The 20552-nt window shown below is 76.0% G+C and carries 23 protein-coding genes; 11 read left to right on the top strand and 12 right to left on the bottom strand.

What is annotated here, in order from left to right:
- Positions 1 to 37: 37 nt before the first annotated feature.
- Complete coding sequence (locus ACFTZA_RS06140; RefSeq protein ID WP_378191882.1) at positions 38 to 1252, bottom strand: cation:proton antiporter; 1215 nt, start codon at positions 1250 to 1252, stop codon at positions 38 to 40.
- A gap of 197 nt (positions 1253 to 1449) precedes the next feature.
- Between ACFTZA_RS06140 and ACFTZA_RS06135 the strand changes: the two genes are divergently transcribed.
- Together ACFTZA_RS06135 and ACFTZA_RS06130 are read left to right on the top strand one after the other, a co-directional pair.
- Positions 1450 to 2901, top strand: a complete 1452-nt coding sequence (locus ACFTZA_RS06135; RefSeq protein ID WP_378191880.1) for an amino acid permease — start codon at positions 1450 to 1452, stop codon at positions 2899 to 2901.
- A gap of 99 nt (positions 2902 to 3000) precedes the next feature.
- Complete coding sequence (locus ACFTZA_RS06130) at positions 3001 to 3645, top strand: lysophospholipid acyltransferase family protein (RefSeq protein WP_378191879.1); 645 nt, start codon at positions 3001 to 3003, stop codon at positions 3643 to 3645.
- An 18-nt stretch (positions 3646 to 3663) separates the two neighbouring features.
- On the opposite strand, the gene ACFTZA_RS06125 is transcribed toward ACFTZA_RS06130, so the two are convergent.
- On the bottom strand, positions 3664 to 4392 hold the full coding sequence (locus tag ACFTZA_RS06125; protein WP_378191877.1) for a ZIP family metal transporter: 729 nt from the start codon (positions 4390 to 4392) through the stop codon (positions 3664 to 3666).
- Positions 4393 to 4539: 147 nt separating this feature from the next.
- Here ACFTZA_RS06125 and ACFTZA_RS06120 point away from each other — a divergent pair, with 147 nt between their 5' ends.
- From ACFTZA_RS06120 to ACFTZA_RS06105, 4 genes are all read left to right on the top strand, one after another.
- On the top strand, positions 4540 to 5844 hold the full coding sequence (locus tag ACFTZA_RS06120) for a sensor histidine kinase (protein ID WP_378191875.1): 1305 nt from the start codon (positions 4540 to 4542) through the stop codon (positions 5842 to 5844).
- The gene (locus ACFTZA_RS06115; protein WP_378191873.1) at positions 5841 to 6500 is read left to right on the top strand and encodes a response regulator; all 660 of its coding nucleotides are present in this window, start codon (positions 5841 to 5843) and stop codon (positions 6498 to 6500) included. Before ACFTZA_RS06120 ends, ACFTZA_RS06115 begins: the two co-directional genes overlap by 4 nt.
- A gap of 114 nt (positions 6501 to 6614) precedes the next feature.
- Positions 6615 to 7058, top strand: coding sequence for a hypothetical protein (locus tag ACFTZA_RS06110; protein WP_378191870.1), 444 nt, complete (start codon positions 6615 to 6617; stop codon positions 7056 to 7058).
- A gap of 107 nt (positions 7059 to 7165) precedes the next feature.
- Complete coding sequence (locus ACFTZA_RS06105) at positions 7166 to 8350, top strand: hypothetical protein (protein WP_378191868.1); 1185 nt, start codon at positions 7166 to 7168, stop codon at positions 8348 to 8350.
- A 53-nt stretch (positions 8351 to 8403) separates the two neighbouring features.
- Here ACFTZA_RS06105 and ACFTZA_RS06100 read toward each other — a convergent pair whose 3' ends face one another.
- Both ACFTZA_RS06100 and ACFTZA_RS06095 read right to left on the bottom strand, forming a co-directional pair.
- Positions 8404 to 9051 (bottom strand): hypothetical protein, encoded by a 648-nt coding sequence (locus ACFTZA_RS06100; protein WP_378191866.1) that lies wholly within the window; start codon positions 9049 to 9051, stop codon positions 8404 to 8406.
- An 84-nt stretch (positions 9052 to 9135) separates the two neighbouring features.
- The gene (locus ACFTZA_RS06095; RefSeq protein WP_378191864.1) at positions 9136 to 10218 is read right to left on the bottom strand and encodes an App1 family protein; all 1083 of its coding nucleotides are present in this window, start codon (positions 10216 to 10218) and stop codon (positions 9136 to 9138) included.
- Positions 10219 to 10334: 116 nt separating this feature from the next.
- On the opposite strand from ACFTZA_RS06095, the gene ACFTZA_RS06090 reads away from it, so the two are divergent.
- The gene (locus ACFTZA_RS06090; protein ID WP_378191862.1) at positions 10335 to 10784 is read left to right on the top strand and encodes a hypothetical protein; all 450 of its coding nucleotides are present in this window, start codon (positions 10335 to 10337) and stop codon (positions 10782 to 10784) included.
- Here the strand turns inward: ACFTZA_RS06090 and ACFTZA_RS06085 are convergent.
- Positions 10751 to 11593: an SDR family NAD(P)-dependent oxidoreductase gene (locus ACFTZA_RS06085; RefSeq protein ID WP_378191860.1), complete on the bottom strand. Its 843-nt coding sequence runs from the start codon at positions 11591 to 11593 to the stop codon at positions 10751 to 10753. The genes ACFTZA_RS06090 and ACFTZA_RS06085 overlap by 34 nt on opposite strands.
- Positions 11594 to 11702: 109 nt before the next feature.
- On the opposite strand from ACFTZA_RS06085, the gene ACFTZA_RS06080 reads away from it, so the two are divergent.
- Positions 11703 to 12149 (top strand): SRPBCC family protein, encoded by a 447-nt coding sequence (locus ACFTZA_RS06080; protein ID WP_378191858.1) that lies wholly within the window; start codon positions 11703 to 11705, stop codon positions 12147 to 12149.
- Here ACFTZA_RS06080 and ACFTZA_RS06075 read toward each other — a convergent pair.
- Both ACFTZA_RS06075 and ACFTZA_RS06070 read right to left on the bottom strand, forming a co-directional pair.
- Positions 12146 to 13759 carry a phytoene desaturase family protein gene (locus ACFTZA_RS06075; RefSeq protein ID WP_378191856.1) on the bottom strand — a complete coding sequence of 538 codons (1614 nt, stop codon included), beginning with the start codon at positions 13757 to 13759 and terminating at the stop codon, positions 12146 to 12148. The two genes, ACFTZA_RS06080 and ACFTZA_RS06075, sit on opposite strands and share 4 nt — an antisense overlap.
- Before the next feature lie 4 nt (positions 13760 to 13763).
- Positions 13764 to 13967 carry a DUF2945 domain-containing protein gene (locus ACFTZA_RS06070; protein ID WP_378191854.1) on the bottom strand — a complete coding sequence of 68 codons (204 nt, stop codon included), beginning with the start codon at positions 13965 to 13967 and terminating at the stop codon, positions 13764 to 13766.
- A gap of 83 nt (positions 13968 to 14050) precedes the next feature.
- Between ACFTZA_RS06070 and ACFTZA_RS06065 the strand changes: the two genes are divergently transcribed.
- A complete protein-coding gene (locus ACFTZA_RS06065) occupies positions 14051 to 14626 on the top strand; it encodes a pyridoxamine 5'-phosphate oxidase family protein (protein WP_378191852.1) in 576 nt (191 codons plus the stop codon).
- Between the two features lie 47 nt (positions 14627 to 14673).
- Here ACFTZA_RS06065 and ACFTZA_RS06060 read toward each other — a convergent pair whose 3' ends face one another.
- Together ACFTZA_RS06060 and ACFTZA_RS06055 are read right to left on the bottom strand one after the other, a co-directional pair.
- A complete protein-coding gene (locus tag ACFTZA_RS06060; protein WP_378191850.1) occupies positions 14674 to 15318 on the bottom strand; it encodes a nucleoside/nucleotide kinase family protein in 645 nt (214 codons plus the stop codon).
- 156 nt (positions 15319 to 15474) lie between these two features.
- Positions 15475 to 15984, bottom strand: coding sequence for a MarR family winged helix-turn-helix transcriptional regulator (locus ACFTZA_RS06055; protein ID WP_378191849.1), 510 nt, complete (start codon positions 15982 to 15984; stop codon positions 15475 to 15477).
- Positions 15985 to 16079: 95 nt separating this feature from the next.
- Here ACFTZA_RS06055 and ACFTZA_RS06050 point away from each other — a divergent pair, with 95 nt between their 5' ends.
- Positions 16080 to 16508: a Rid family hydrolase gene (locus tag ACFTZA_RS06050; RefSeq protein ID WP_378191847.1), complete on the top strand. Its 429-nt coding sequence runs from the start codon at positions 16080 to 16082 to the stop codon at positions 16506 to 16508.
- A gap of 49 nt (positions 16509 to 16557) precedes the next feature.
- Entirely contained in the window at positions 16558 to 17397 is an 840-nt protein-coding gene (locus ACFTZA_RS06045; RefSeq protein WP_378191845.1) for an NAD(P)H-binding protein, read from the top strand.
- Between the two features lie 15 nt (positions 17398 to 17412).
- Here ACFTZA_RS06045 and ACFTZA_RS06040 read toward each other — a convergent pair whose 3' ends face one another.
- The 3 genes from ACFTZA_RS06040 to ACFTZA_RS06030 form a co-directional block, all read right to left on the bottom strand.
- Entirely contained in the window at positions 17413 to 18750 is a 1338-nt protein-coding gene (locus ACFTZA_RS06040; protein WP_378191843.1) for a serpin family protein, read from the bottom strand.
- A 235-nt stretch (positions 18751 to 18985) separates the two neighbouring features.
- Positions 18986 to 19813 (bottom strand): ferredoxin reductase, encoded by an 828-nt coding sequence (locus tag ACFTZA_RS06035; protein ID WP_378191841.1) that lies wholly within the window; start codon positions 19811 to 19813, stop codon positions 18986 to 18988.
- Positions 19806 to 20405: a sulfite oxidase-like oxidoreductase gene (locus ACFTZA_RS06030; protein WP_378191839.1), complete on the bottom strand. Its 600-nt coding sequence runs from the start codon at positions 20403 to 20405 to the stop codon at positions 19806 to 19808. The genes ACFTZA_RS06035 and ACFTZA_RS06030 overlap by 8 nt, the downstream gene beginning before the upstream one ends.
- Positions 20406 to 20552: the final 147 nt, after the last annotated feature.

Below are 20552 nucleotides of genomic sequence, written 5' to 3'. Positions count from 1 at the left end.
CTGAGCCGTCCGCCCGGACGGGCCGACCCGGGCGGCGTCACACCGTGCGCACGACGTCCTCCGGCGGGTCCTCCGCCGTCCCGTCGTCGCGCGCCGGCGCGGCGGGGGCGCGGCGTGCGCCCATCCGGCTCGCGATGAGCGGCAGCGTGACCACCGACAGCACGCCCGCTCCGACGAGCGCGGCGCCGATGTCGGTGGGCATCGAGCCGTCCTCCACGGCGATCTCCGTGAGCGCGACGAGCAGGGGCAGCGTCGTCGTCGAGTACAGCGCGGCCTGCACCCGCTCGGTCCGGGGCAGCTCCTGGCGGAACCACAGCAGCACGGGCCCGCCGCGCACGACGAGCATCGCCGCGAGGAAGACGAGCGGCACGAGGGGCTCGGCGATGATCGAGTCGACGTCGAGACCCATGCCCGAGCTGACGAAGAACACGGGGACGAACACGCCCCACGCGACGGCGTCGAGCTTGCGCTCCAGCGCCTCGACGTCGCCCGGCGCCCAGCGGCGCAGCACCATCCCGCCGACGAACGCGCCGAGCACGGCGTCGAAGCCCATGGACTGCGCGGTCGCGAGGAGCGTGACGAGCAGGAGGACCGTCAGCCGGAGGGTGCTCTGCCCGGTGCCGTGCTCGGACCGCAGCATGAGCGTGCCTCCGAGACCGGTCCCGATCCGGTCGGGGAGCGCGGCGAGGGCGAGCGACAGCACGACGAACGCGCCGAGCAGCAGCGCCGCCGTCCCCGAGTTCCGTGTCCCCAGGAGCACGGCCATCGCGACGATCGGGCCGAGCTCGCCGAACGCCCCGAGCACGAGCACCGACCGGCCCAGCCGGCCGCCGAGCCGGCCGTCCTCCCGCAGGATCGGCAGCACGATGCCCAGGGCCGTGGTGGTCAGCGCGATCGCGCCCGCCGCGAGCAGCTCGGGCGGCTGGTGACCGGGCAGCAGCAGGAGCGCCGCGGCCCCGAGCACGAACGACGTCAGCCACGCCCCGCCCGCCCGACGGCCGACGCGCCGGCGCAGGAGGTCCGGCTCGAGCTCGTAGCCGGCCAGGAGGAACAGGAAGCCCATGCCGAGGTCGGCGAGCAGCGTCACGGAGTCCGGCCCCGCCAGGTCCAGGAGCTGCGGCCCGATGACGACGCCGCCCAGGAGCAGCAGCACCACCTGCGGCACGCGGCTGCGCACCGGCATGAGGCCCGTGAGCAGCGGCGCGGCGAGAGCCACGACGAAGACCGGGACGAGCTCGGCGTACGGGTTCACACGAGCCTCCGATCGGCCGGGTGCGGGCGCGGCGTTGCCGGACCAGCATCCCGCACGGCGTCGCCCGGCGCCCGGCGCCGCTCCGGACGTGCCGCCGGTGGTCCCACGGACGCAGGGAGCGGACCCGGGGCGGTCACGGCGTCGGGTAGCGTCGTGCGCCGGCCGACCGGCCACGCCCCCCGACGCAGGACCGCACCATGACAAGCCCCTCGACCACGCCGCCGGAGTCCGCCGCCGGGCCCGCCGGCGACTCCCGGGACCACCTCGGCCACGGCCTGCGAGCCCGGCACCTGACGATGATGGGGCTCGGCTCCGCTATCGGGGCCGGGCTGTTCCTCGGCTCGGGCGTCGGGATCGCCACCGCCGGGCCGGCGGTGCTCGTCTCGTACTCGATCGCGGGCCTCCTCGTCATCCTCGTCATGCGCATGATGGCCGAGATGGCGAGCGCGCGGCCCGCCAGCGGCTCGTTCTCCGTGTACGCGGAGGAGGCACTCGGGCCGTGGGCGGGGTTCGTGCTCGGCTGGCTCTACTGGTTCATGCTCGTCATGGTGCTCGGCGCGGAGATCACGGGCGCCGCGCAGATCGTCACCGGCTGGTTCCCCGACGTGCCGCAGTGGGGCGTGGCGCTCGCCGTCGTGGTCGTGTTCGCGGTCGTGAACCTGTGGGGCGTGCGCCAGTTCGGCGAGTTCGAGTTCTGGTTCGCGTTCGTCAAGGTCGCCGCCATCGTCGGGTTCCTCGTGGTCGGGGTGCTGCTCGTGCTCGGGCTCCTGCCCGGCACCGACCCCGTCGGCACGAGCAACCTGCTCGGCCAGGGCGGCTTCGCGCCCGAGGGGTGGGGCGGCGTCGCGGCCGGGCTGCTCGTCGTCGTCTTCGCGTTCGGCGGCATCGAGATCGTCACCATCGCCGCCGCGGAGGCGCGCGACCCGCGCACCGCCGTCGCGCGCGCGACCCGCAGCATCGTGTGGCGCATCCTCGTGTTCTACCTGGGCTCCGTCGCCGTCATGGTGCTCGTGCTCCCGTGGGACTCGCCGGCCCTCGCCGAGAGCCCTTTCGTCGCCGTCCTCGACGTCGCCGGGTTCGCGGGCGCGGCCCGGCTCATGGAGGTCGTGGTCGTCGTCGCGCTGCTCTCGGCGTTCAACGCCAACGTGTACGGGACGTCGCGCATGGCGTACTCGCTCGCCGGCCGTGGCGACGGCCCGACGGCGCTGCGCCGCGTCTCGCGCCGCGACGTCCCGTGGGTCTCGGTGCTCGTCTCGGTGTTCTTCTCGCTGGTCGCCGTCGGGCTCAACCGGCTGCTGCCCGAGGCGCTGCTCGGCATCCTGCTCAACGCCGTCGGCGCCGCGCTCCTCGTCGTGTGGGTGCTCGTCGCCGTGTCGCAGCTGCGCCTGCGCCGCCGGCTCGAGGCGCAGGCGCGCGCCGCGGGCGAGCCGATGGCGCTGCGCATGTGGGGCTACCCGTGGCTGACGTGGGCCGTGCTCGTGGCGCTCGCCGCGCTCACCGTCCTCATGCTCACCGACGACGCCGCGCGCGCCCAGCTCTTCTCGACCGCCGGCCTCGTGGTGGTCCTCCTGGCGCTCTACGCCCTGACGCGGGGCGGTCGCGCCCGGCGTCTGGCCCGGAACGGTCAGCACTCCGCGCCGCCCGGGTGACCTGTGGTGCTGACACGCGGCGCGCAGTGGCGACGTGTCAGCACGGGAGGGCACCGGGGCGACGTGTGGTGCTGACACGGGGTCGTGCACAATGTGCGGATGACCTACCGGGTGCTCAAGCTCGTCCTGTCGCTGCTGGCGTTCGTGCTGCTGCGTCCGCAGGTCACGGGCCGCAACAACGTGCCGCGCAGCGGCCCGGTCATCCTCGCGAGCAACCACCTGTCGTTCATCGACTCGCTCATCATCCCGATCGTCGCGCCGCGGCACGTGACGTTCCTCGCCAAGGCGGAGTACTTCACGGGGCGCGGGATCAAGGGCCGGCTCTCCCGGTGGTTCTTCACGAAGATGGGGCACATCCCCGTGCAGCGCGACGACCCGCGCGCCGGCACCCGCTCGCTCGAGGACGCGCTCGCGGTGCTCACGCACGGCGGGGCGTTCGGCATCTACCCCGAGGGCACGCGCTCCCGCGACGGGCGGCTGCACAAGGGCCGCACGGGCGTGGCGTGGCTCGCGCTCGCCGGCCACGCGCCCGTCGTCCCCGTCGCGGTGCGCGGCACGGACAAGGTGCAGCCGGTCGGCTCGCGACTGCCGCGCATCCACCGGGTGCAGGTGCACTTCGGGCGGCCGATCGACCCTGCGCGCCAGATCACCGCCGGCGCGACGCCCGCACAGGCACGGCGCGAGCTGACCGACGAGGTCATGGCCTCGATCCACCGCATGAGCGGCCAGGAGCTCGCGGCCTGACCGGGTGCCCCGCGCGGCTCAGCCGCTGACCGCGCTCAGGCCGAACGCGGTCGCGAACCCCAGCACGGTCACGAGCCCCGTGACCGGCCCGCCGAACTCCGTCGCCTCCGGGATCATCGTGTCGACGAGCATCGTCAGCAGCGCGCCCGCCGCGAACGCCTGCACGACGGCGACCGTCGCGCCCGACGCCGAGCCGAGCGCGAGGTAGCCGACGCCGGCCGCGAGCGCCGAGACCGCCGTCGTGCCGCCCCACAGCAGCCACAGCCGCCGCCTGGACGTGCCGGCCTGCACGAGCCCGGACGTCGCGGACATCGCCTCCGGCAGGTTCGACAGGAACACGGCCGCGAGCATCGCGACGCTCACGCCACCGCCACCCACGAGCGTCGAGCCGAGCACCACGGACTCCGGGACGCCGTCGAGCGCCGTGCCGAGCGCGATCGCGCCGCCCTGCCCCTGCGCCTGGACGCCCGTCGACCGCTTGCGGCCCGCGCCGCCGAGCCGGTCGATGAGCAGGTCGCCGACGAAGAACGTCAGCGCGCCGGCCGCGAGGCCACCGAGCAGCACCCAGCCGCTGGCCCGGCCCGAGGCGTCCTCGACGAGGTCGTACGCGACCGCGCTGATGAGCACGCCCGCGCCGAACGCCATGACGAGCCCGACGAGCCGCTTGCCCGGTGGTCGCCACAGCACCAGCGCGGCGCCGAGCAGCAGCGACGAGCTCGCGAGCAGTCCCCACCAGAAGCCCTCCACGCACCCCAGTGGAGCAGCACCACGGCGGGACCGCACGGTGGTACGGGACCGCACGGTGGCCGGGAGCGGGACGCCGCAGCGTCCGACGTCGCCCGCTCACCCGGGAGGGGGAGGCGCCCGCAGCGCCGTCCCGCCAGGATGGGGGGCATGACGCGCGGGGAACGGCCAGGATCGCGCCGCGCCTGGCGGGCGGTCGTCGCACCGCTGCGCAGCGCCGCGACGGTCCGGGCGGGTGTCTACCTCGTCATCGGTGGCGTCGTCGCGGGCGCGTACCTGGTCCTGGTCTCCGGCTTCGTGCAGATGTTCGCCTCGGCGCAGACGCCGCGCGTGGCGACGACCGTGCTCGCGGTGGTCTCCGCGGCCATCGCCGCGACGCCGCCGTTCCTCGCGCCGGTGCGGGCGCTCGAGATCGCCGCGGTGCGCACGTTCCTCGACGTCGACGTGCCCGTGCCGGACGCCGCGTCGTCGCCGACCGCCCCCACGCGCTGGCGGGCCGCCGCCTGGTACGGGCTGCACCTCGCGCTCGGCGCGGTGGTGCTCGTCGTGGTGCTGCTGGCCGTGCCCGTCGCGACACAGCTCGTGCTGTCCGCGGCCGGGGTCGAGCCGGTGCTGCTCACGGACTGGCGGCCGTGGGAGGTGGTGCCGCGCTGGGCGTGGGCCGTCGTCGCGGTCCTGCTCCTCGTCGCGCTCCCGTACGTGACGGTCGGGGCGCGTGCGCTCCTGCGGCAGGCCGCCGGGCCGCTGCTCGGGCCGGACCAGAGCGAGCGGATCGCCGAGCTCGAGGCCGCGGCGGACCGCGAGGCCGAGCGCGGGAGGCTCGCGCGCGAGCTCCACGACTCGGTGGGTCACGCCCTGACCGTCACGACGCTGCAGGCCGCGGCCGCGTCGCGGCTCCTCGCGACCGACCCCGACGGCGCGCGTCGTGCGCTCGCCGCGATCGAGGAGACCGGCCGGTCCGCGATGGCGGACCTCGACCACGTGCTGGGTCTCCTGCGGGCGGGGTCGGGGCCGCCCGGTGCCGGCGCGTCCGGCCGGGCGCCCGCGTGCACCCTCGGCGACCTCGACGCGCTGCTCGACGACGCACGCCGGGCCGGGGCTGAGGTGCGCCGAGTCCCGGCGCCGGGCGGGCTCGACGACGTCCCGCGCGCGACGTCGCAGGAGGCGTACCGGGTGGTCCAGGAGGCGCTGACCAACGCGCTGCGGCACGCGCCGGGCGGGGTGGTGACCGTCGCCGTCGCGGTCGGGGGCGGTCCGCCCGCGCGGCTGCGGGTCGAGGTCACGAACCCGGTCGGGGCGAGCGTGCGCCGTCCGGCACCCGGTGGAGGGCGTGGGATACCGGGGATGCGCGAGCGTGTGCGGCTGCTGCGCGGCGAGCTCGTCGCCGGCCCGGGGGCCGACGCCGGCACGTGGGTCGTGCGGGCGACCTTCCCCCTGGGAGCATCGGGTCCGTGAGCACGGCGGGGGAGACGGCGATCCGGGTGCTGCTCGTCGACGACGAGCCGCTCGTGCGCACCGGCCTGCGCGCGATCCTCGAGGCGGAGCCCGACCTCGCGGTCGTGGGCGAGGCGGGGGACGGTACCGAGGTGCCGGCGCTCGTGGCGGCGTCACGGCCCGACGTGGTGCTCATGGACGTGCGCATGCCGCGGATCGACGGCATCGCCGCGACGCAGGCGCTGCTCGCGCGCGAGCGCGCGCCGCGCGTGCTCGTCGTCACGACGTTCGAGAACGACGACCACGTGCTCGACGCGCTGCGCGCCGGCGCGCACGGGTTCCTCCTCAAGCGCGCCCGGCCGGAGGAGGTCGTGCAGGCGGTGCGCGTCGTCGCGCTGGGCGAGTCGCTGCTCTTCCCCGACGCGGTCCGCCGGCTCGCGACCGCGCGTCCGCCCGCGGGCGACGAGCTGCGCGCCGCGCGGCTCACCGAGCGCGAGGGCGAGGTGCTGCGCCTCATGGCGACCGGGCTGTCGAACGCCGAGATCGCCGGAGAGCTGTACCTGGGCGTGGAGACCGTGCGCACGCACGTGGGCAACGTGCTCGCCAAGCTGGGCGTGCGGGACCGCACGCAGGCCGTGGTCCGCGCGTACGAGTCGGGGTTCGTCCGGGCCGGCTGACGATCCTGCTCGCCCGGGACGGAGTCGCGCGTCGAGCTGCGTCGCGGTCGCGCACGACGGGTCCGTCCCCGCGCACACGTCGACGGCCCGGCCCCGCGGTGCGACGATCGGGCGATGGACCTGACCACGCTGACCCGCCCCGCCCGCACGTCCGTGCCCGCCACGCTGGCACGGGTCGCGCTCGGCCTCGCGCTCGTCGGCGCCGGGACGAGCCACCTCACCGTCGCGCGCGAGGAGTTCCAGGCGCAGGTGCCGGGCTGGTTCCCGCTCGACGAGGACGTCACGGTGCTCGCGTCGGGAGCCGTCGAGATCGTCCTGGGCGGCGCGCTCGTCGTGCTGCCGCGGTGGAAGGTCGTGGTCGGCCTGGTCGCCGCCGCGTTCTTCGTCGCGATCTTCCCCGGCAACCTCGCGCAGTGGGCGGAGGGCAAGGACGGGTTCGGGCTCGACACCGACGAGAAGCGGTTTGCGCGCCTGTTCTTCCAGCCGGTGCTCGTGGCGTGGGCCCTGTGGTCCACGGGCGCGTTCGCCGCGCTGCGCCGGGCACGCCGGCGCGACTGACGGTCTGCGCCGCGACCCGCGGGTGAGAGTGCACCTCACCCGCGCGGAGGAGGTCCGTCACCGGCCCGGGGGATCCGCGCGACGCTCGACGACGCGAGGGTCGGACCATGAGCACTCGAACCCCACCCCCGACACCCCCGATCCCTCACCGTGCGGCCGGCCGTGCCGCGCCTGCCCCCGGCGGCTCCCGCACGACCGACTCCCACCTGCCCGGCGACGCACCGCCGCACCCGCACCGCGGACGTGGCAGGTGGGTCGCGCCCTCGGCCGCCGCGTGGTGGGCCGTCGGCGGCGCGCTCACGCTCGTCGTGACGCTGCTCGGGGGCACCCTCCCCGTCGGTGCCGCGAGCGACACCGGTTTCGGCGCGCTGCACGCGCTGCCGGGCGAGACGCTCACTCCGTGGGTCGCCGTCCTCGCCCTGGTCGGCGCGGCGCTCGCGGCCTGGACGTGGCTCGGCGGCCGGCGCCACCGCGTGGCCCGTGCCGCGAGGACGACGACGGTCGCCTCGGTCGCGGTCGTCCTGGCCGGGGCCGTCGTGCTCGTCGACGCGTCGATCCTCGCGCGCCTCGGGTACCTGCCGGTCACGCTCGTCATGGCGCCGTTCGACCCGGGCCTGCGCGCCGCGTTCCAGGAGTTCGTGACGCCGGGGACGGTCCTCCAGGTCGCCGTCCTCGCCGGCGGCGCGCTGCTCGCGGCGTCCACGGCGCGGTTCGTGCGCCGCGGCGCGGGGGCGTGCGGGTCCTGCGGCCGCGACCCGGACGGCGACGACCCGTCGTGGACCTCGCCCGCGTCCGCCGCACGCTGGGGGCGGGCCGCCGCGCTCGTCGCGGCCGCGGTGCCCACGCTCTACGCCGTGACGCGCATCGCGTGGGTGCTCGGCATCCCGCTCGGCTTCTCGCCCGACGACGTCGCGGAGCTCGCGGGCGGCGACGGCTGGATCGCGGCGCTCGGCCTGGGCGGCTTCGCGCTCGTCGGGGCCGTGCTCACGCTCGGCCTCTACCAGCGCTGGGGCGAGGTGTTCCCGCGCTGGATGCCCGGCCTGGCCGGGCGCCGGGTCCCGGTGCTGCTCGCCGTCGTCCCCGCGACCGTGGTGGCGGTCGCCGTCCTGCCCGCCGGGCTGTCGCTCGTCGCGGTCGGTCTCGAGGGCGGGCAGCTCGCGCTCACCGCCGACTCGTGGGGTGCCGTGGGGCCCGCGCTGCTGTGGCCGCTGTGGTCCGTGGCGCTCGGCGCCGCGACGTACGCGTACTGGCTCCGCCGCCGCGGGACGTGCGCCGTGTGCGGCAGGGGCTGACGTCCCGCTCGCGGCGCTCCGCCGTGCCGCCCCGCGCGGACCACCCTGCCGGATCACCCCGGCGGGGCGGCCTGCGCGGCGAGTGCCGCGAGCGCCTCCAGCCGCGCGGACCAGAACGACTTGAGCGCCTCGACGTCGTCCCCCGTCGGCAGGCCGCCGTGCTGCGCGGTCACGCGCACGGTGCCGGCGGGTGTGCCGTCGGCCCGCCGGGGCCGGTAGAGCGTGAACGTGACACGGCCGTCCCGGTCCGCGGGTGCGCCGAGCGCCCCGGCGGGCCACGCGAGGCGGACGGTCTTCGGCGGGGTCGCGCCGAGGACCTCGAGGCGCTCGCCGGCGCCGACGAGGGCGAGCGCGGGGTCGAGCCAGCGCGCACGCGACCCGTCGTCCGCGACCAGGGCGTAGACGTCGGCCGTCGTCCCGGCGACGGACCGGCTGGGGCTGACCTCGTACGTCCCGTCGGACCGCTGGCCCGGTGCGCGCATCCCGCGCTCCTGCTCGTACGCGACCGTGAGCGACTGCGCCCACCAGCCGTCGACGCCCTGCTCGCGCGCGAGCCAGACCGCGATGTCCTGGTGCGTCCACGACGTCGCGTCCTGCGCGTCGAGCAGGGCGAACCACGTCGCCCGGGGCTGGCCGGTGGCGGCGGCGACGGCGTCGTCGCCGAGCGCCTCGGTGCTGCGTCGGACGGGTCCGGTGCTCATGCGACCAGCGTCCCACCGCGCCCCGCTGGTCGCACGGGTCCGGCCGTCTGCGGGGGACCGGACGCGGACGGGGTGTCCCGGGCGTCAGCGGCGGTAGCCGGCGAGGGCCTCCGTCAGCGACCGGGCGAGCGCCGCGCCGTCCGCTCCCTGCGCCGTGGGGACGGGTGCGTCGCGGCGCACGCGGTCCGCGTCCTCGGCGGGCGCCGGCATCGGCGTCCCGTGCGACAGCACCTGCTGGGCGGGCGTGAGCTGGCGGATCGCGATCGCCGCCACGTGGTCGGGGTGACGCCGCGCAGCGCGCGTGTAGATCTCCGGGTCGTGCTGCCCGTCGTCGCCGACGAGCAGCCAGTCGACGTCGGGCAGCTCGCGGACCAGCCGGTCGATCGACGTGTTCTTGTGCTGCTGCCCGCTGCGGAACCAGCCCGTGTTCGTCGGCCCCCAGTCGGTGAGGAGCAGCGGGCCGGGCGGGTACGCATTCCGCTGGAGGAACCGGCGCAGGTTCGCCGCCGTGTTCCACGCGCCCGTCGACACGTACACGAACGGCGTCCCCGGGGTCGCCGCCGCGATGCCCTGGTACAGCACGGCCATTCCGGGGACGGGCACGCGCGCGCTCGAGTGCCGCACGAACGTGTTCCACGCCGCGAGCAGCGGACGCGGCACGGCCGTCACCATCGTGGTGTCGTCGATGTCGGAGATCACTCCGAGCCGCCGCCCGTCCCCGACGACGAGCACGCGCCCGACCGCGACCTCGCCCGAGGCGGGGCGGAAGGTCACGTCGTGCCAGCCCGGGGGCAGCGCGACGTCGACCGTCACGTCGAGGTAGCCGCCCCGGTCGGAGACGACGTCGACCGTCACGTCGCCGACGTGCACGCGCACCTCCTCGCGAGGGGCGGGCGCCGTGAAGAAGTAGCGCCACCCCCGGCGGTCGGCGGTCGTGGCCGGGTCGTACGCCGGGTTCGCGAGGAGGGCCCGGCCGAGCACCCGCACGCGGCGCTCGCTGCCGTAGCCGGTGAACGGCTCGACGCGCGGGCGCCACCCGCGCGCCTTCTGGAACCGGGAGACGACGGCGCGCACCCGGTCCTCGACACGGGCGGCGCGGTGCGGTCGCTGGGTCGGCGACGGCTCCGTCGTCACGGTCGGCGCGGGAGGGGTAGAGGTCGCGGTCATGGGGGCGTGCGGTCTCCGGTCGGGGGCGGGGGCTCCACCCTGTCACAGGCGGTGGCGGCCCGCGGCCGGGGACGTGCCCGGGTGCGCGGCGCGCACCGCCGACCTAGCGTGACGGCGTGACCGACGACGCGAAGGACCTGCCCGGACGCCCGACCCCGGAGGGCGTCGACGACGCGACCGTCGAGGCGCTCGGCGCCCTCAGCGAGGCGCTCGAGACGACGGAGCGGGCACGCGGGCACCTGTACACGTTCCACCAGCTCACCGGCGAGGCCGACCTCGCGCTCGGCGACGCGGTCGACAAGCTGCGGGCAGCCGGCCACGGCGAGGTCGCGGACCGGGTCGAGCGCGAGCTCGTCGGCCGCAACGTGGTGAGCGGCCGGTGGACGTTCCAGCTGGTCGAGGACTACGACGACGGCTACTGGTCGGCGTTCCGCGAGCACGAGCGCCGGGCGCGCGACGAGCTGGCGGGCGGCGTCCGGCACCTGTTCGAGGCTCGCATGAAGCAGGAGCGCCGCACGCACGGCGAGCCGGGTCACGAGGCGGGGCCGCGGGGCGGCGCGGTGTAGAGCGCCTGTGCCGCCGCGGCGAGGCGCCGCGGGGCCAGCGCGCCCGCCACGACCTGCAGGACGGGCTTGAACGACCGCACCAGGACCGTCCCGCGTCCGGCCACCAGGCCGCGGAACGCCGCGTCCGCGACCGTCGACGGCGCGTCCTTCGTACCGCGCCCCACGCGGGTGCCCCCCATGTCGGAGCGCACGAACAGGGCGGTGTCGGTCGGTCCCGGCAGGAGCGTGGTCACCGTGACGCCGGTGCCGCGCAGCTCGTGGCGCAGCGCCGCCCCGAAGGACACGAGGAAGGACTTCGACGCGGCGTAGGTCGCGAACCAGGGGCCGGGCATCGCCGCGGCGGTGGAGGCGGTGATGAGCACCCGGCCCGCGCCGCGCCGCACCATCGCCGGCACGAGCGCCTTCGCGAGGCGGACCGTGGCGGTGACGTTCAGCGCGACGACGTCGAGGTCGCCCTCGGGGTCGCTCTCGACGAACGCCCCGCCCTGCGCGGCGCCCGCGTTGAGCGCGAGGACGTCCACGGGCCGTCCGGCGGCGCGCACGGCGTCCACCAGGTGCGCGACGCCGTCGGGGCGGGTGAGGTCGGCCTGGACCGCCGTCACGACGGCGTCGCCACGAGCAGCGGTCGCGACGGACAGGCGGTGCGCCGGGGGAGCGGTGAGCTCGGCGGGCAGCGCGTGGACGCCGTCGTCGTGCGCGGTGACGAGCAGGTCGTAGCCGTGGCGCACGAACGTGTCGGCGAGGGCGCGGCCGATGCCGCCCGTCGCGCCGGTGAGCACGGCGAGCGGCCGGCTGGGGGCGACGGCCATGACGATCCTCCCGGGGCGGGCTGCTGCTCGACGCTAGCCGTGGAGCGTCCCGCACGCCCGGCAGGTGCCCGCCGGTTGCCAGCGCGCCCGGCGTCGCTACCGTCGAGCCATGGTGAGCCTCTCGCGCGTCGTCCACGCCCCCGCGAGCGCCGTCCTCGACGTGCTCGCGGACGGCTGGACCTACGCCTCCTGGGTCGTGGGCACGTCCCGCATCCGCGCGGTGGACGAGGCCTTTCCGGCGCCCGGGTCGCGCATCCACCACTCGGTGGGTGCCTGGCCGTTCCTGCTCGACGACGAGACGGTGGTGCGCGGGTGGGACCCGGACCGCGGCATCGAGATGCAGGCCCGGGGCTGGCCGCTCGGCGAGGCGCGCGTCCGCGTGACCGTCGTGCCGTCCCCGTCCGGCGCGGAGTGCACCGTCCGACTCGACGAGGACGCGAGCCGCGGGCCGGGACGGTTCGTGCCGAAGCCGCTGCGCAGCGCGGCCCTCACGCCGCGCAACACCGAGACGCTCCGGCGGCTGGCGTTCGCCGCCGAGGGCCGCGCAGGGCGCTAGGCGACCGGCCGCGGCCGCCCGCCGTCGCCCAGGAGCCGGTCCCACGCGGTCCGGTTGAGCGCGCGCCGCACCGTGCCCGTGGGGCCGTTCGCGGCGAGCGCCGCCCGGGCGGCGTTCCACCCGCACGCGCCGTGCGCGCCGCCGCCGGGGTGGGCGGAGGCGCTCGCGAGGTACAGCCCGTCGAAGGGGGTCTCGGGGCGGCCGAAGCCCGGGGTGGGGCGGAAGAAGAGCTCCTGGTGGATGGCGGACGTGCCGCCGTTGATGGCGCCGCCCTGGAGGTTGGCGTCGGCGGCCTGGAGGTCCGCGGGGCTCTGGACGTGCCGGCCGACGACGGAGTCCTGGAAGCCCGGCGCGACGCGTGCGAGCGCGGCCTCGACGCGGTCGACCTCCTCGGCGACGGCGTCGTGCGTCCACTCGAGCCCGTGGGGCACGTGCGTGTACGCCCAGGCGGACTCGGTGCCGGCGGGGGAGCGGGTGGGGTCGGCGGTCGTCATCTGGCCGAGCACGAGGAACGGCCGACGGGGGACCCGGCCCAGGGACAGGTCGGTGGCGACGTCGACGAAGCCCGCACGGTCGACGCCGAGGTGGACGGTGCCGGCACCGCGCGCGCCGTCGGCCGTCCACGGCAGCGGACGGTCGAGCGCCCAGTTGACCTTGAACGTCGGGTGGTCCCACTGGAACCGTTCCAGGTCGCGCACGAGCCGGGCGGGCAGCCGCTCGGTGCCGACCAGGTCGCGGTACAGGGACGGGGCGACGACGTCGGCGAGGACGGCGCGACGGGCGCGCACGTGCTCGCCGTCGGCGGTGCGCACGCCCACGGCCCGGCGCCTCGCGACGTGCACGCGGTCGACGCGGGTGCCGGTGACGACCTCGCCGCCGCCCGCCCGCACGCGGGCGACGAGCGCGTCGGCGAGCGCCCCGGCGCCTCCCACGGGCACGGGGAAGCCGACGTCCTGGGCGAGCATGACGAGCAGCCAGCCGAAGACGCCGCTGCCGCCGGCGTCGGGCGGCACGTCGGCGTGCATGGCGTTGCCGGTCAGCAGCAGGCCGCCGCCCTCGCCGCGGAACGTCTCGTCGGAGAACCGGCGCACCGGTAGCGTCGCGAGCCGGGCCAGGTCGAGCGACCCGGCGAGGCCGAGCCGGCGCAGCAGGCGCACGGCGGGGAGCACGGGCGGCAGCGGGCTGAACAGGGCGTCGAGCAGCGGGTCGCGGATGCGGTCCCACCCGTCCACGAGGCGCAGCCACGCGTCACCGTCACCGGCGCCGAAGGTCTCCAGGTCGGCCGCGGTGTCCTCGGGGGTGCGGTGCAGGACGGCGGCCCGGCCGTCGTCGAGCGCGTGCGCGATCACGGACGGTGCGTGGGTCCACTCCAGCCCGTGCTCCTCGAGGTGGAGTCCCCGCACGACGGGCGACGCCGCCGCGAGCGGGTAGAACGCGCTGAACAGGTCGGTGCGGTAGCCGGGTGCGGCGACCTCAGCCGTCCGGACGGCGCCGCCGGGGGTGTCCTGCTCCTCGAGCACGAGGACGTCCCACCCGGCGTCGACCAGCGCGTTCGCGGCGACGAGCCCGTTCGGACCCGCGCCGATCACGACGGCGTCGACGGTGCGCACCGGCTCAGGCCTTCTCGAGCGAGGACTCCTTGTGCGCCGCGCGCGCCCCGCTCTTGTCGGACTCGACGATCCAGTACGGGTCGTCGTCGGTCGGCACGAACGCCTGCCCGTCGTGCTGGAAGCGCTCCGTGCGCTTCTCGACGGCCCGGCCGGTCGTGCGGCCCTGGGACGTGTTCCACGAGACGTGGTCCCCACGAGAGATGCCCATCGCCCGACCGTAGGCCGATGAGTTCGCGCTCGCGCGCCGGTCGCAGCAGGGACGACCGACCGTCGACCCCGAGAGGACCGGACATGACCGCCGACCCGACGCCCGCCACCCCGGCCACCGCCCCGGCCGCGCCCGACGGACCCGCCGGGACCCTGATCCCCGGCTACAGCTCGCCCGGCGCGCGGCCAGTGCCGTGGTCGACCGTGCGCCGCGTGCTCGAGAGCGCCGAGATCTCGTGGATCTCGACCGTCCGACCCGACGGCCGCCCGCACGTCACGCCGCTGATGACCGTCGTCGCGGACGGCCGCCTGCACGTGACGACCGGGCCGCAGGAGCGCAAGGCGCGCAACCTCGCGCAGAACCCGCACGTCGTGCTGACCACCGGCACGAACGCGTACGTCGACGCGCTCGACGTCGTCGTGGAGGGATCGGCCGAGCGCGTCACGGAGGAGGCCGCGCTGCTGCGCCTCGCCGAGCGGTGGCGCTGCAAGTACGGCGACGACTGGGCGTTCACCGTGCGCGACGGGTCGTTCCACCACGGCGACGGGGGAGAGGCGTCCGTGTTCGCGGTCCGGCCCGACGTCGTGTTCGCGTACGAGCGCACGGCGGAGCACGCGGCGATGCGGTGGGTGCTCGACGGCGCCCTGCCGCCGGGCTGAGCACGCGACCGACGACGCCCCGTGCCGGCGGGGCGTCGTCGGCGTCGTCAGACCGGGATCGCGCCGGAGACGACGAGGTCGGCGCGGGCGCGCGTCGCCTCCACGACCAGCGCGTTGCGGCCGTCGACCTCGGCCGCCCAGGCCGTCGCGGCCTCGACGGTGCGCCCGTGCCGGGTGTGCCGGTCGACGAGCCGGCGCTCGCGCTCGTCGCCGTCCGCGGCGCAGAACCACGCCTCGTCCAGGAGGTCGCGCACGAGGCCCCACGGCTCGTCGGGCACGAGGAGGTAGTTGCCCTCCACGACGACCACCCGGTGCGCGGGCTCGACGGCGATCTCCCCGGCGACGGGCTCGTCGACCTCGCGGTCGAACGACGGCGCGTACACGGTGTGCCCGGTCTCCTCGCGCACGCGGCGCAGCAGGGCGACGAAGCCCCAGCCGTCGAACGTGTCGAGCGCGCCCTTGCGGTCGTGGCGGCCGAGGCGGCCGAGCGTCGCGTTCGCGAGGTGGAAGCCGTCCATCGGCAGGTGCACGGCTTCCTGTCCGAGGGCGTCGGCGAGCCGGACCGCGAGCGTCGTCTTGCCCGCGCCCGGGCTGCCGGTGATCCCGACGACGACCCGGCCGCCGTCGGCCCCGTCCTGGAGCGCGCGCACGCGCGCCACGAGCGCGGACAGGTCGGCGACCTCAGGCGGCACGGCGGGGCTCGGGGTGCTCGGCGTCGGCAGGGCGGGCGGTCATGAGTCCAGTCTCGCGCCGTGCGGGCCACGTGCCGAACCCCGGGTCGTGCGTCAGGCGGAGCCGCCCCTGACGTACGACCCCGGGTTCGGCACTCTGGCCGCCGAAGGGATGCCTCAGGAGGCCGCGAAGTCCTCCGGCCGCGTCCGCAGCTTCGCCGCGATCCGGGCGAGGGCCCGCTGGTCGGTGGCCGTCAGCGGGTCGAGCACGTGCTCGCGCACGGACCGCACGTGCGCGGGCGCCGCCTCGACCACCTTCGCCCAGCCCTCGTCCGTGAGGGCGGCGATCGTCCGCCGGCCGTCCGCCGGGTCGGGCTGACGGTAGGCCCAGCCGCGGGCCTCGAACTTCTTCATCACGTTGGACAGCCGGGACAGCGAGCCGTTGGTCAGGTAGGCCAGCTCGCTCATGACCAGACGGCGGTCGGGCGCCTCCGACATGTGGCTCAGCGTCAGGTACTCGAACAGCGTCAGCCCGGCCGCGCGCTGGACGGCGGAGTCCAGGCGGCTCGGCAGCAGGAGCATGAGCGAGACCGCTCCGGTCCACGCCTCCTTCTCGCTCGGCGAGAGCCAGCGCGGCTCGTCCTCGGAGACGGCGCCGACCTCCAGGTCCTGGGTCGAATCCGCCATGAGGGCGACTCTAGCAGCGCGACGACACTTCACAGATGAAGTCATGTGGTGCTACGGTCATTTCACGCCTGAAGTGACAACCGAAGGAGTTCCTCATGGTCACGCCCCAGTTCTTCTGCACCCCCGGCTACGGCGACGCGTTCCGGGAGCAGCGGCACTACCACCAGGCCGTGCGCATCGGCGACGTCGTGCACATCTCCGGGCAGGGCGGCTGGGACGACGAGCTCCGCTTCCCCGAGGACCTGGGGGAGGAGATCGCCCGCGCCTTCGACAACGTCGAGCGCACCCTCGCCGAGGCGGGCGCCGGCTGGCGCGACGTCGTCGCCGTCGACAGCTTCCACGTCCCCACCCGGGCCGACGAGGTCGGCGACGAGCACACCGCCGCGATGGTCGACCAGCTCCGGCAGCGGATGGGCGACCGTGCGCCCGTGTGGACCGCCGTCGGCGTCGCCGCCCTCGCCGCCGTCGGCATGCGGGTCGAGATCCGGGTCACGGCGATCGTGCCGGAGGGCACCGGCTCCTGACCGCCCCGCCGCACCCGACCACCACGATCCGAACGGAAGGACAGGCACGATGCGCATCCTCATCACCTCCGTCCGCGGGAAGACCGGGTCGGCGCTCGCCGACCGGCTCGCGCCGCGGGACGACGTCGAGCTCCTCGGCGGGAGCACCGACCCCGCGCGGGTCACGCGTGACGGCGTCGTCCCGGTCGAGCTCTCCTGGGACCGGCCGGACGGGTGGGCCCGCGCGAACGCGGGCGTCGACGCCGTCTTCGTCGTCGTGCCGCTCCGGGCGGACGCCCCCGAGCTCGTCGCCGCCTACCTCGCGACGACGTCGGCGTCGACCCACGTCGTCCTGCTCTCCGAGCGGGACCCGGAGCAGTCCGGGCCGCAGGGCTGGTCCGCGCGCGTCGAGCAGGCGGTGCGGTCGAGCGGGCGGTCCTGGACCCTCCTGCGCCCCGGTTGGTTCATGCAGGTCATGACCGATCCCCGGTTCCTGCGCGACCAGATCGCCGGCGGGGAGCTCGCCTTCCCGCACGCGGAGGCACCCGTCGCGTGGACCGACGTGCGCGACATCGCCGAGGTCGCCGAGCTCGCCCTGCTCGACCGGGAGCACGCCGAGAAGACGTACGAGCTGTCCGGCCCGCAGGCCGTGCTCCACACCCGGACGGCGGAGCTCCTGTCCGCGGCGCTCGGCCGGCCGGTCACGTACACGGAGCTCGGCACGCAGGAGGCCCTGGACGGGCTGACCGGGTTCGAGCGCGAGCTGACCGCTCTCACGTACGAGCGGGTGCGTGCCGGGCACTTCGCCGTCGTCACCGACGACGTGCCCCGCCTGACGGGCCGGCCGGCGCGTCCCCTGGAGGCGTTCCTCGCGGACGCGGCGGCGGCCGGGGCCTGGTCCGTCCTGTAGCCGCTGTCGCCGGCCTCAGTGGCGGGGGTCGCGGATCGCCGAGGTGAACAGCGTCCAGCCGGTGTCCGAGTGCGCGACGGAGAACACGTACGGGCGGTCGACGCGCAGCACGACCGGCTCGAGCGTGTCGACCGCGGCAGCGGCCTCGCTGACGCCGATCTCCGTCACGGACGCCGCGACCGTGCCTTCGGCGTCGACCTGCAGCACCGACTGCTGCCACGCCTGGGACACGTAGAGCTCCTGGTCGCTGATGCCGCTCAGGTCCGGTGTCGGCGCGGTTCGGAAGAGCCCGCCGAGGCCCAGTGCGGTCAGGGCCGGGGTGAGGTCCATGGGCTCTTCGGCCGGTACGTCGAGCGTCGGCATCGTGAGGTCCACCGGGACGGACGCCGCGCCGTCCAGGGCCTCGCGCAGCGCGGCGTGCGTCTCCGCGGTGACCGACGCCGGGTCCGTGCCGGGCGGTGGGAGGAGCACGTCGGCGTGGAACGCGTCGACGTACGGCAGGCGGACGGCGCGCCACCCGTCGACCTCGGCGTACCGGGCGTCGTTCGTCTGCCGCAGCGCCTCCGCCTGCACCTCCTCGCCCGACGCGAGCGTGAAGGGCTGCGGGGACGTCTCCGAGTCCTCGAAGGGCTCCTCCCAGCGCGCCGCGAACAGCGTCGCGTTCTGGAGCACGAGCCTCAGGAGCGGGTCGGGCTCGATCGCGGACTCCTCGATGAGTCCGCCCGTGTGGTACCGGACCCAGTCGGAGAGCGGCGCGACGCCGGCGTCGGTGCCCAGGTCCGTGTGCAGCACGCCCGCGCCGTACCCGGCGCCGAGCGCCTCGAGGTACGTGTCGTGGACCTCCGCCTGGTCGTCGACGACGACCTGGTTCGCCACGTGCGCGAGCGGCTCCTCGGGCAGCTCGGTGGCCTGCACGGCGGCCGGGTCGCCGTCGTGCTCCTGCAGCGCGGCGAGGAGCGCGCCGACCGCCGCCGTGCGCTCCGGCCCGATGGCGCCCAGCACCTCGTCGAGCGGGGCGGCGGTCTCCCCGCGCGCCCCCTCCGCCAGCATCGACAGCGCGACGACGGCGCTCGCGGGCGACACGACGACGTTCCCCTCACGCGGCGCGGACCCGAGCATCGTGGCGCCCACGTGGTCCGTCGCGGCGACGACGTCCGGCACCGCCCCGGCGTCGGACACCGTGACGACGTGCCGCTCGACGTCGGCCGTCTCGATCGGCAGATCGGGCGGCGTCGACCGCGGCGCACCGCACGCGGCGAGCAGCGCGAGTGCCGCGGCGACCGCGAGGGCCTCCCGTGCGCGCCCCGCCGGTACACGTCGGGCATGCGCGACCGGTTCCGTCCTGGATGCCATGACCGTCCCCTCGTCCGCGCCTCCCGCGCCGACGGAGCGGGTCTCGTCGGCACGGCTCTGCACGGACTGTGTGGCGACCAGGGCAGGTCTTGCGCGAGGCCCGCGGCCAGACCGCGCCGCCGTCCAGCCCCGCGCCGAGATAGAGGGTCTCCGTCGAGATAGAGGGGAATCACCCTCTATCTCGACGGAGACCCTCTACCTCGCGGGACCGGGTGGGCCGAGGCGGGACGGGGCGTCAGTCCGACGCCGGGCCGAACCGCTCGGTCTTGACGCGCGCCGGGTCGTGCCCGAGCGCGACGAGGGTGCGCGACACCGCCTCGACGAAGCCCGTCGGGCCGCACACGAAGCACGCCGGCTCGAGCTCGGGCGGCCAGCCCCATGCGGCGAGCTCGGCGAGGGTGAGCCGGCCGGGCTCGCGCCGCGCGTCGAGCGGTGCCGCGCGCGTGAACGCCACGTGCACCTCAAGGCCGTCGCCCGTGCGCGCCAGACGGCCGAGCTCGTCGACGTACAACCGGTCGTCCGGCGTCCGTACGGAGTACACGAGGCGGAACGGCGTGCGGTCCCCGTCGTCGCGCCGCGTGCGGACCATCGCCATGAGCGGGGCGAGGCCCGACCCGCCCGCGACGAGCAGGACGGGCGTCCCGGCGTGCCGCTCGGGCGACCACACGAACCAGCCGCCGACGGGCCCGCGGACCTCGATCGCGTCGCCGACGGTGAACGCGTCCGTCAGGTACCCGGACACCTCGCCGTCGGGCACCCGTTGAACCGTGACCTCCACGCGGGCCGACGCCGCGGCGTCGCTCGCCGGCCCGGCGATCGAGTAGCTGCGCTCGGCGGTGTACCCGTCGGGGGCGGTCAGGCGCAGGTCGAGGTGCTGCCCGGCGAGGTGCCCCGGCCAGTCGGGCACCTCGAGGACGAGCGTCCGCGCCGTCGGGCTCTCCGACCACGCGTCGACGAGCCGGGCGACCCGCCAGCCCGACGGCATCGTGTAGCGCGCGCCGAGACGCGTGCCGGTGTCCGCACCGGCCTCCGTCCCGGAGCCGGGGACCACCGCCTCAGTCACCCTGGTACCTCTGCTCGCGCCACGGGTCGCCGAGGTCGTGGTACCCGAGCTGCTCCCAGAACCCCTGCTCGTCCATGGGCATGAGCGTGATGCGGTTGACCCACTTGGCCGACTTCCAGAAGTACAGGTGGGGCACGAGCAGCCGGGCCGGACCGCCGTGCACGGGGTGCAGGGGTGCGCCGTCGAACGTGTGCGCGATCCACGCCTTGCCGCCCAGCAGCTCCGAGACCGGAAGGTTGGTCGTGTACCCGCCGTAGCAGCCGATCATCGCGAAGTCCGCGGTGGACTCGACGTCGGCCAGCAGGGTGTCGAGCGAGACGCCGCGCCACGTCGTGCCGAACTTCGACCAGCGGGTCACGCAGTGGATGTCGACCGTCGGCTCGTCCTGCGGGAGCGCCATGAGGTCGGCCCACGTCCACGAGCGGGCCTCGCCGGACTCCGTGACGACGTCGAGCCGCCAGGTGTCCGTGTCGACGCGCGGGGTGGGGCCGGCGGAGAGGACCGGGAAGCCGGTCTCGACGTACTGCCCGGGGGGCAGGGCGACGCCCTGGGGCCGCGGGCGACCGTGGAAGCCGGGGGTGAGGGTGGCCATGGCTCACGGTAGACCCGCGCCCGGCGCCGCGTCACCGGTCGGACGGGAGGACCAGCACCGTGTTCACCTGTCCGTCGGCTCCCGCTCGACCGGGCGCCACCTGTCGGTCCTAGCGTCGTTCGCGCGGCACGCGGTCGCGTGCCCGTC

The organism is Cellulosimicrobium sp. NPDC057127, assembly GCF_042670945.1.
Classification (GTDB): Bacteria; Actinomycetota; Actinomycetes; order Actinomycetales; family Cellulomonadaceae; genus Cellulosimicrobium.
This window is presented reverse-complemented; position numbering and strand designations above follow the sequence as displayed.

Excerpts from the sequence above, each read along its gene's own strand:
- ACFTZA_RS06045 (WP_378191845.1), top strand. The coding sequence starts at position 16,558 with ATGCGCATCCTCATCACCTCCGTCCGCGGGAAGACCGGGTCGGCGCTC.
- ACFTZA_RS06040 (WP_378191843.1), bottom strand. The coding sequence starts at position 18,750 with ATGGCATCCAGGACGGAACCGGTCGCGCATGCCCGACGTGTACCGGCG.
- ACFTZA_RS06085 (WP_378191860.1), bottom strand. The coding sequence starts at position 11,593 with ATGGCCGTCGCCCCCAGCCGGCCGCTCGCCGTGCTCACCGGCGCGACG.
- ACFTZA_RS06120 (WP_378191875.1), top strand. The coding sequence starts at position 4,540 with ATGACGCGCGGGGAACGGCCAGGATCGCGCCGCGCCTGGCGGGCGGTC.
- ACFTZA_RS06135 (WP_378191880.1), top strand. The coding sequence starts at position 1,450 with ATGACAAGCCCCTCGACCACGCCGCCGGAGTCCGCCGCCGGGCCCGCC.
- ACFTZA_RS06130 (WP_378191879.1), top strand. The coding sequence starts at position 3,001 with ATGACCTACCGGGTGCTCAAGCTCGTCCTGTCGCTGCTGGCGTTCGTG.
- ACFTZA_RS06100 (WP_378191866.1), bottom strand. The coding sequence starts at position 9,051 with ATGAGCACCGGACCCGTCCGACGCAGCACCGAGGCGCTCGGCGACGAC.
- ACFTZA_RS06110 (WP_378191870.1), top strand. The coding sequence starts at position 6,615 with ATGGACCTGACCACGCTGACCCGCCCCGCCCGCACGTCCGTGCCCGCC.
- ACFTZA_RS06055 (WP_378191849.1), bottom strand. The coding sequence starts at position 15,984 with ATGGCGGATTCGACCCAGGACCTGGAGGTCGGCGCCGTCTCCGAGGAC.
- ACFTZA_RS06065 (WP_378191852.1), top strand. The coding sequence starts at position 14,051 with ATGACCGCCGACCCGACGCCCGCCACCCCGGCCACCGCCCCGGCCGCG.
- ACFTZA_RS06095 (WP_378191864.1), bottom strand. The coding sequence starts at position 10,218 with ATGACCGCGACCTCTACCCCTCCCGCGCCGACCGTGACGACGGAGCCG.
- ACFTZA_RS06030 (WP_378191839.1), bottom strand. The coding sequence starts at position 20,405 with ATGGCCACCCTCACCCCCGGCTTCCACGGTCGCCCGCGGCCCCAGGGC.
- ACFTZA_RS06070 (WP_378191854.1), bottom strand. The coding sequence starts at position 13,967 with ATGGGCATCTCTCGTGGGGACCACGTCTCGTGGAACACGTCCCAGGGC.
- ACFTZA_RS06050 (WP_378191847.1), top strand. The coding sequence starts at position 16,080 with ATGGTCACGCCCCAGTTCTTCTGCACCCCCGGCTACGGCGACGCGTTC.
- ACFTZA_RS06105 (WP_378191868.1), top strand. The coding sequence starts at position 7,166 with ATGAGCACTCGAACCCCACCCCCGACACCCCCGATCCCTCACCGTGCG.
- ACFTZA_RS06080 (WP_378191858.1), top strand. The coding sequence starts at position 11,703 with ATGGTGAGCCTCTCGCGCGTCGTCCACGCCCCCGCGAGCGCCGTCCTC.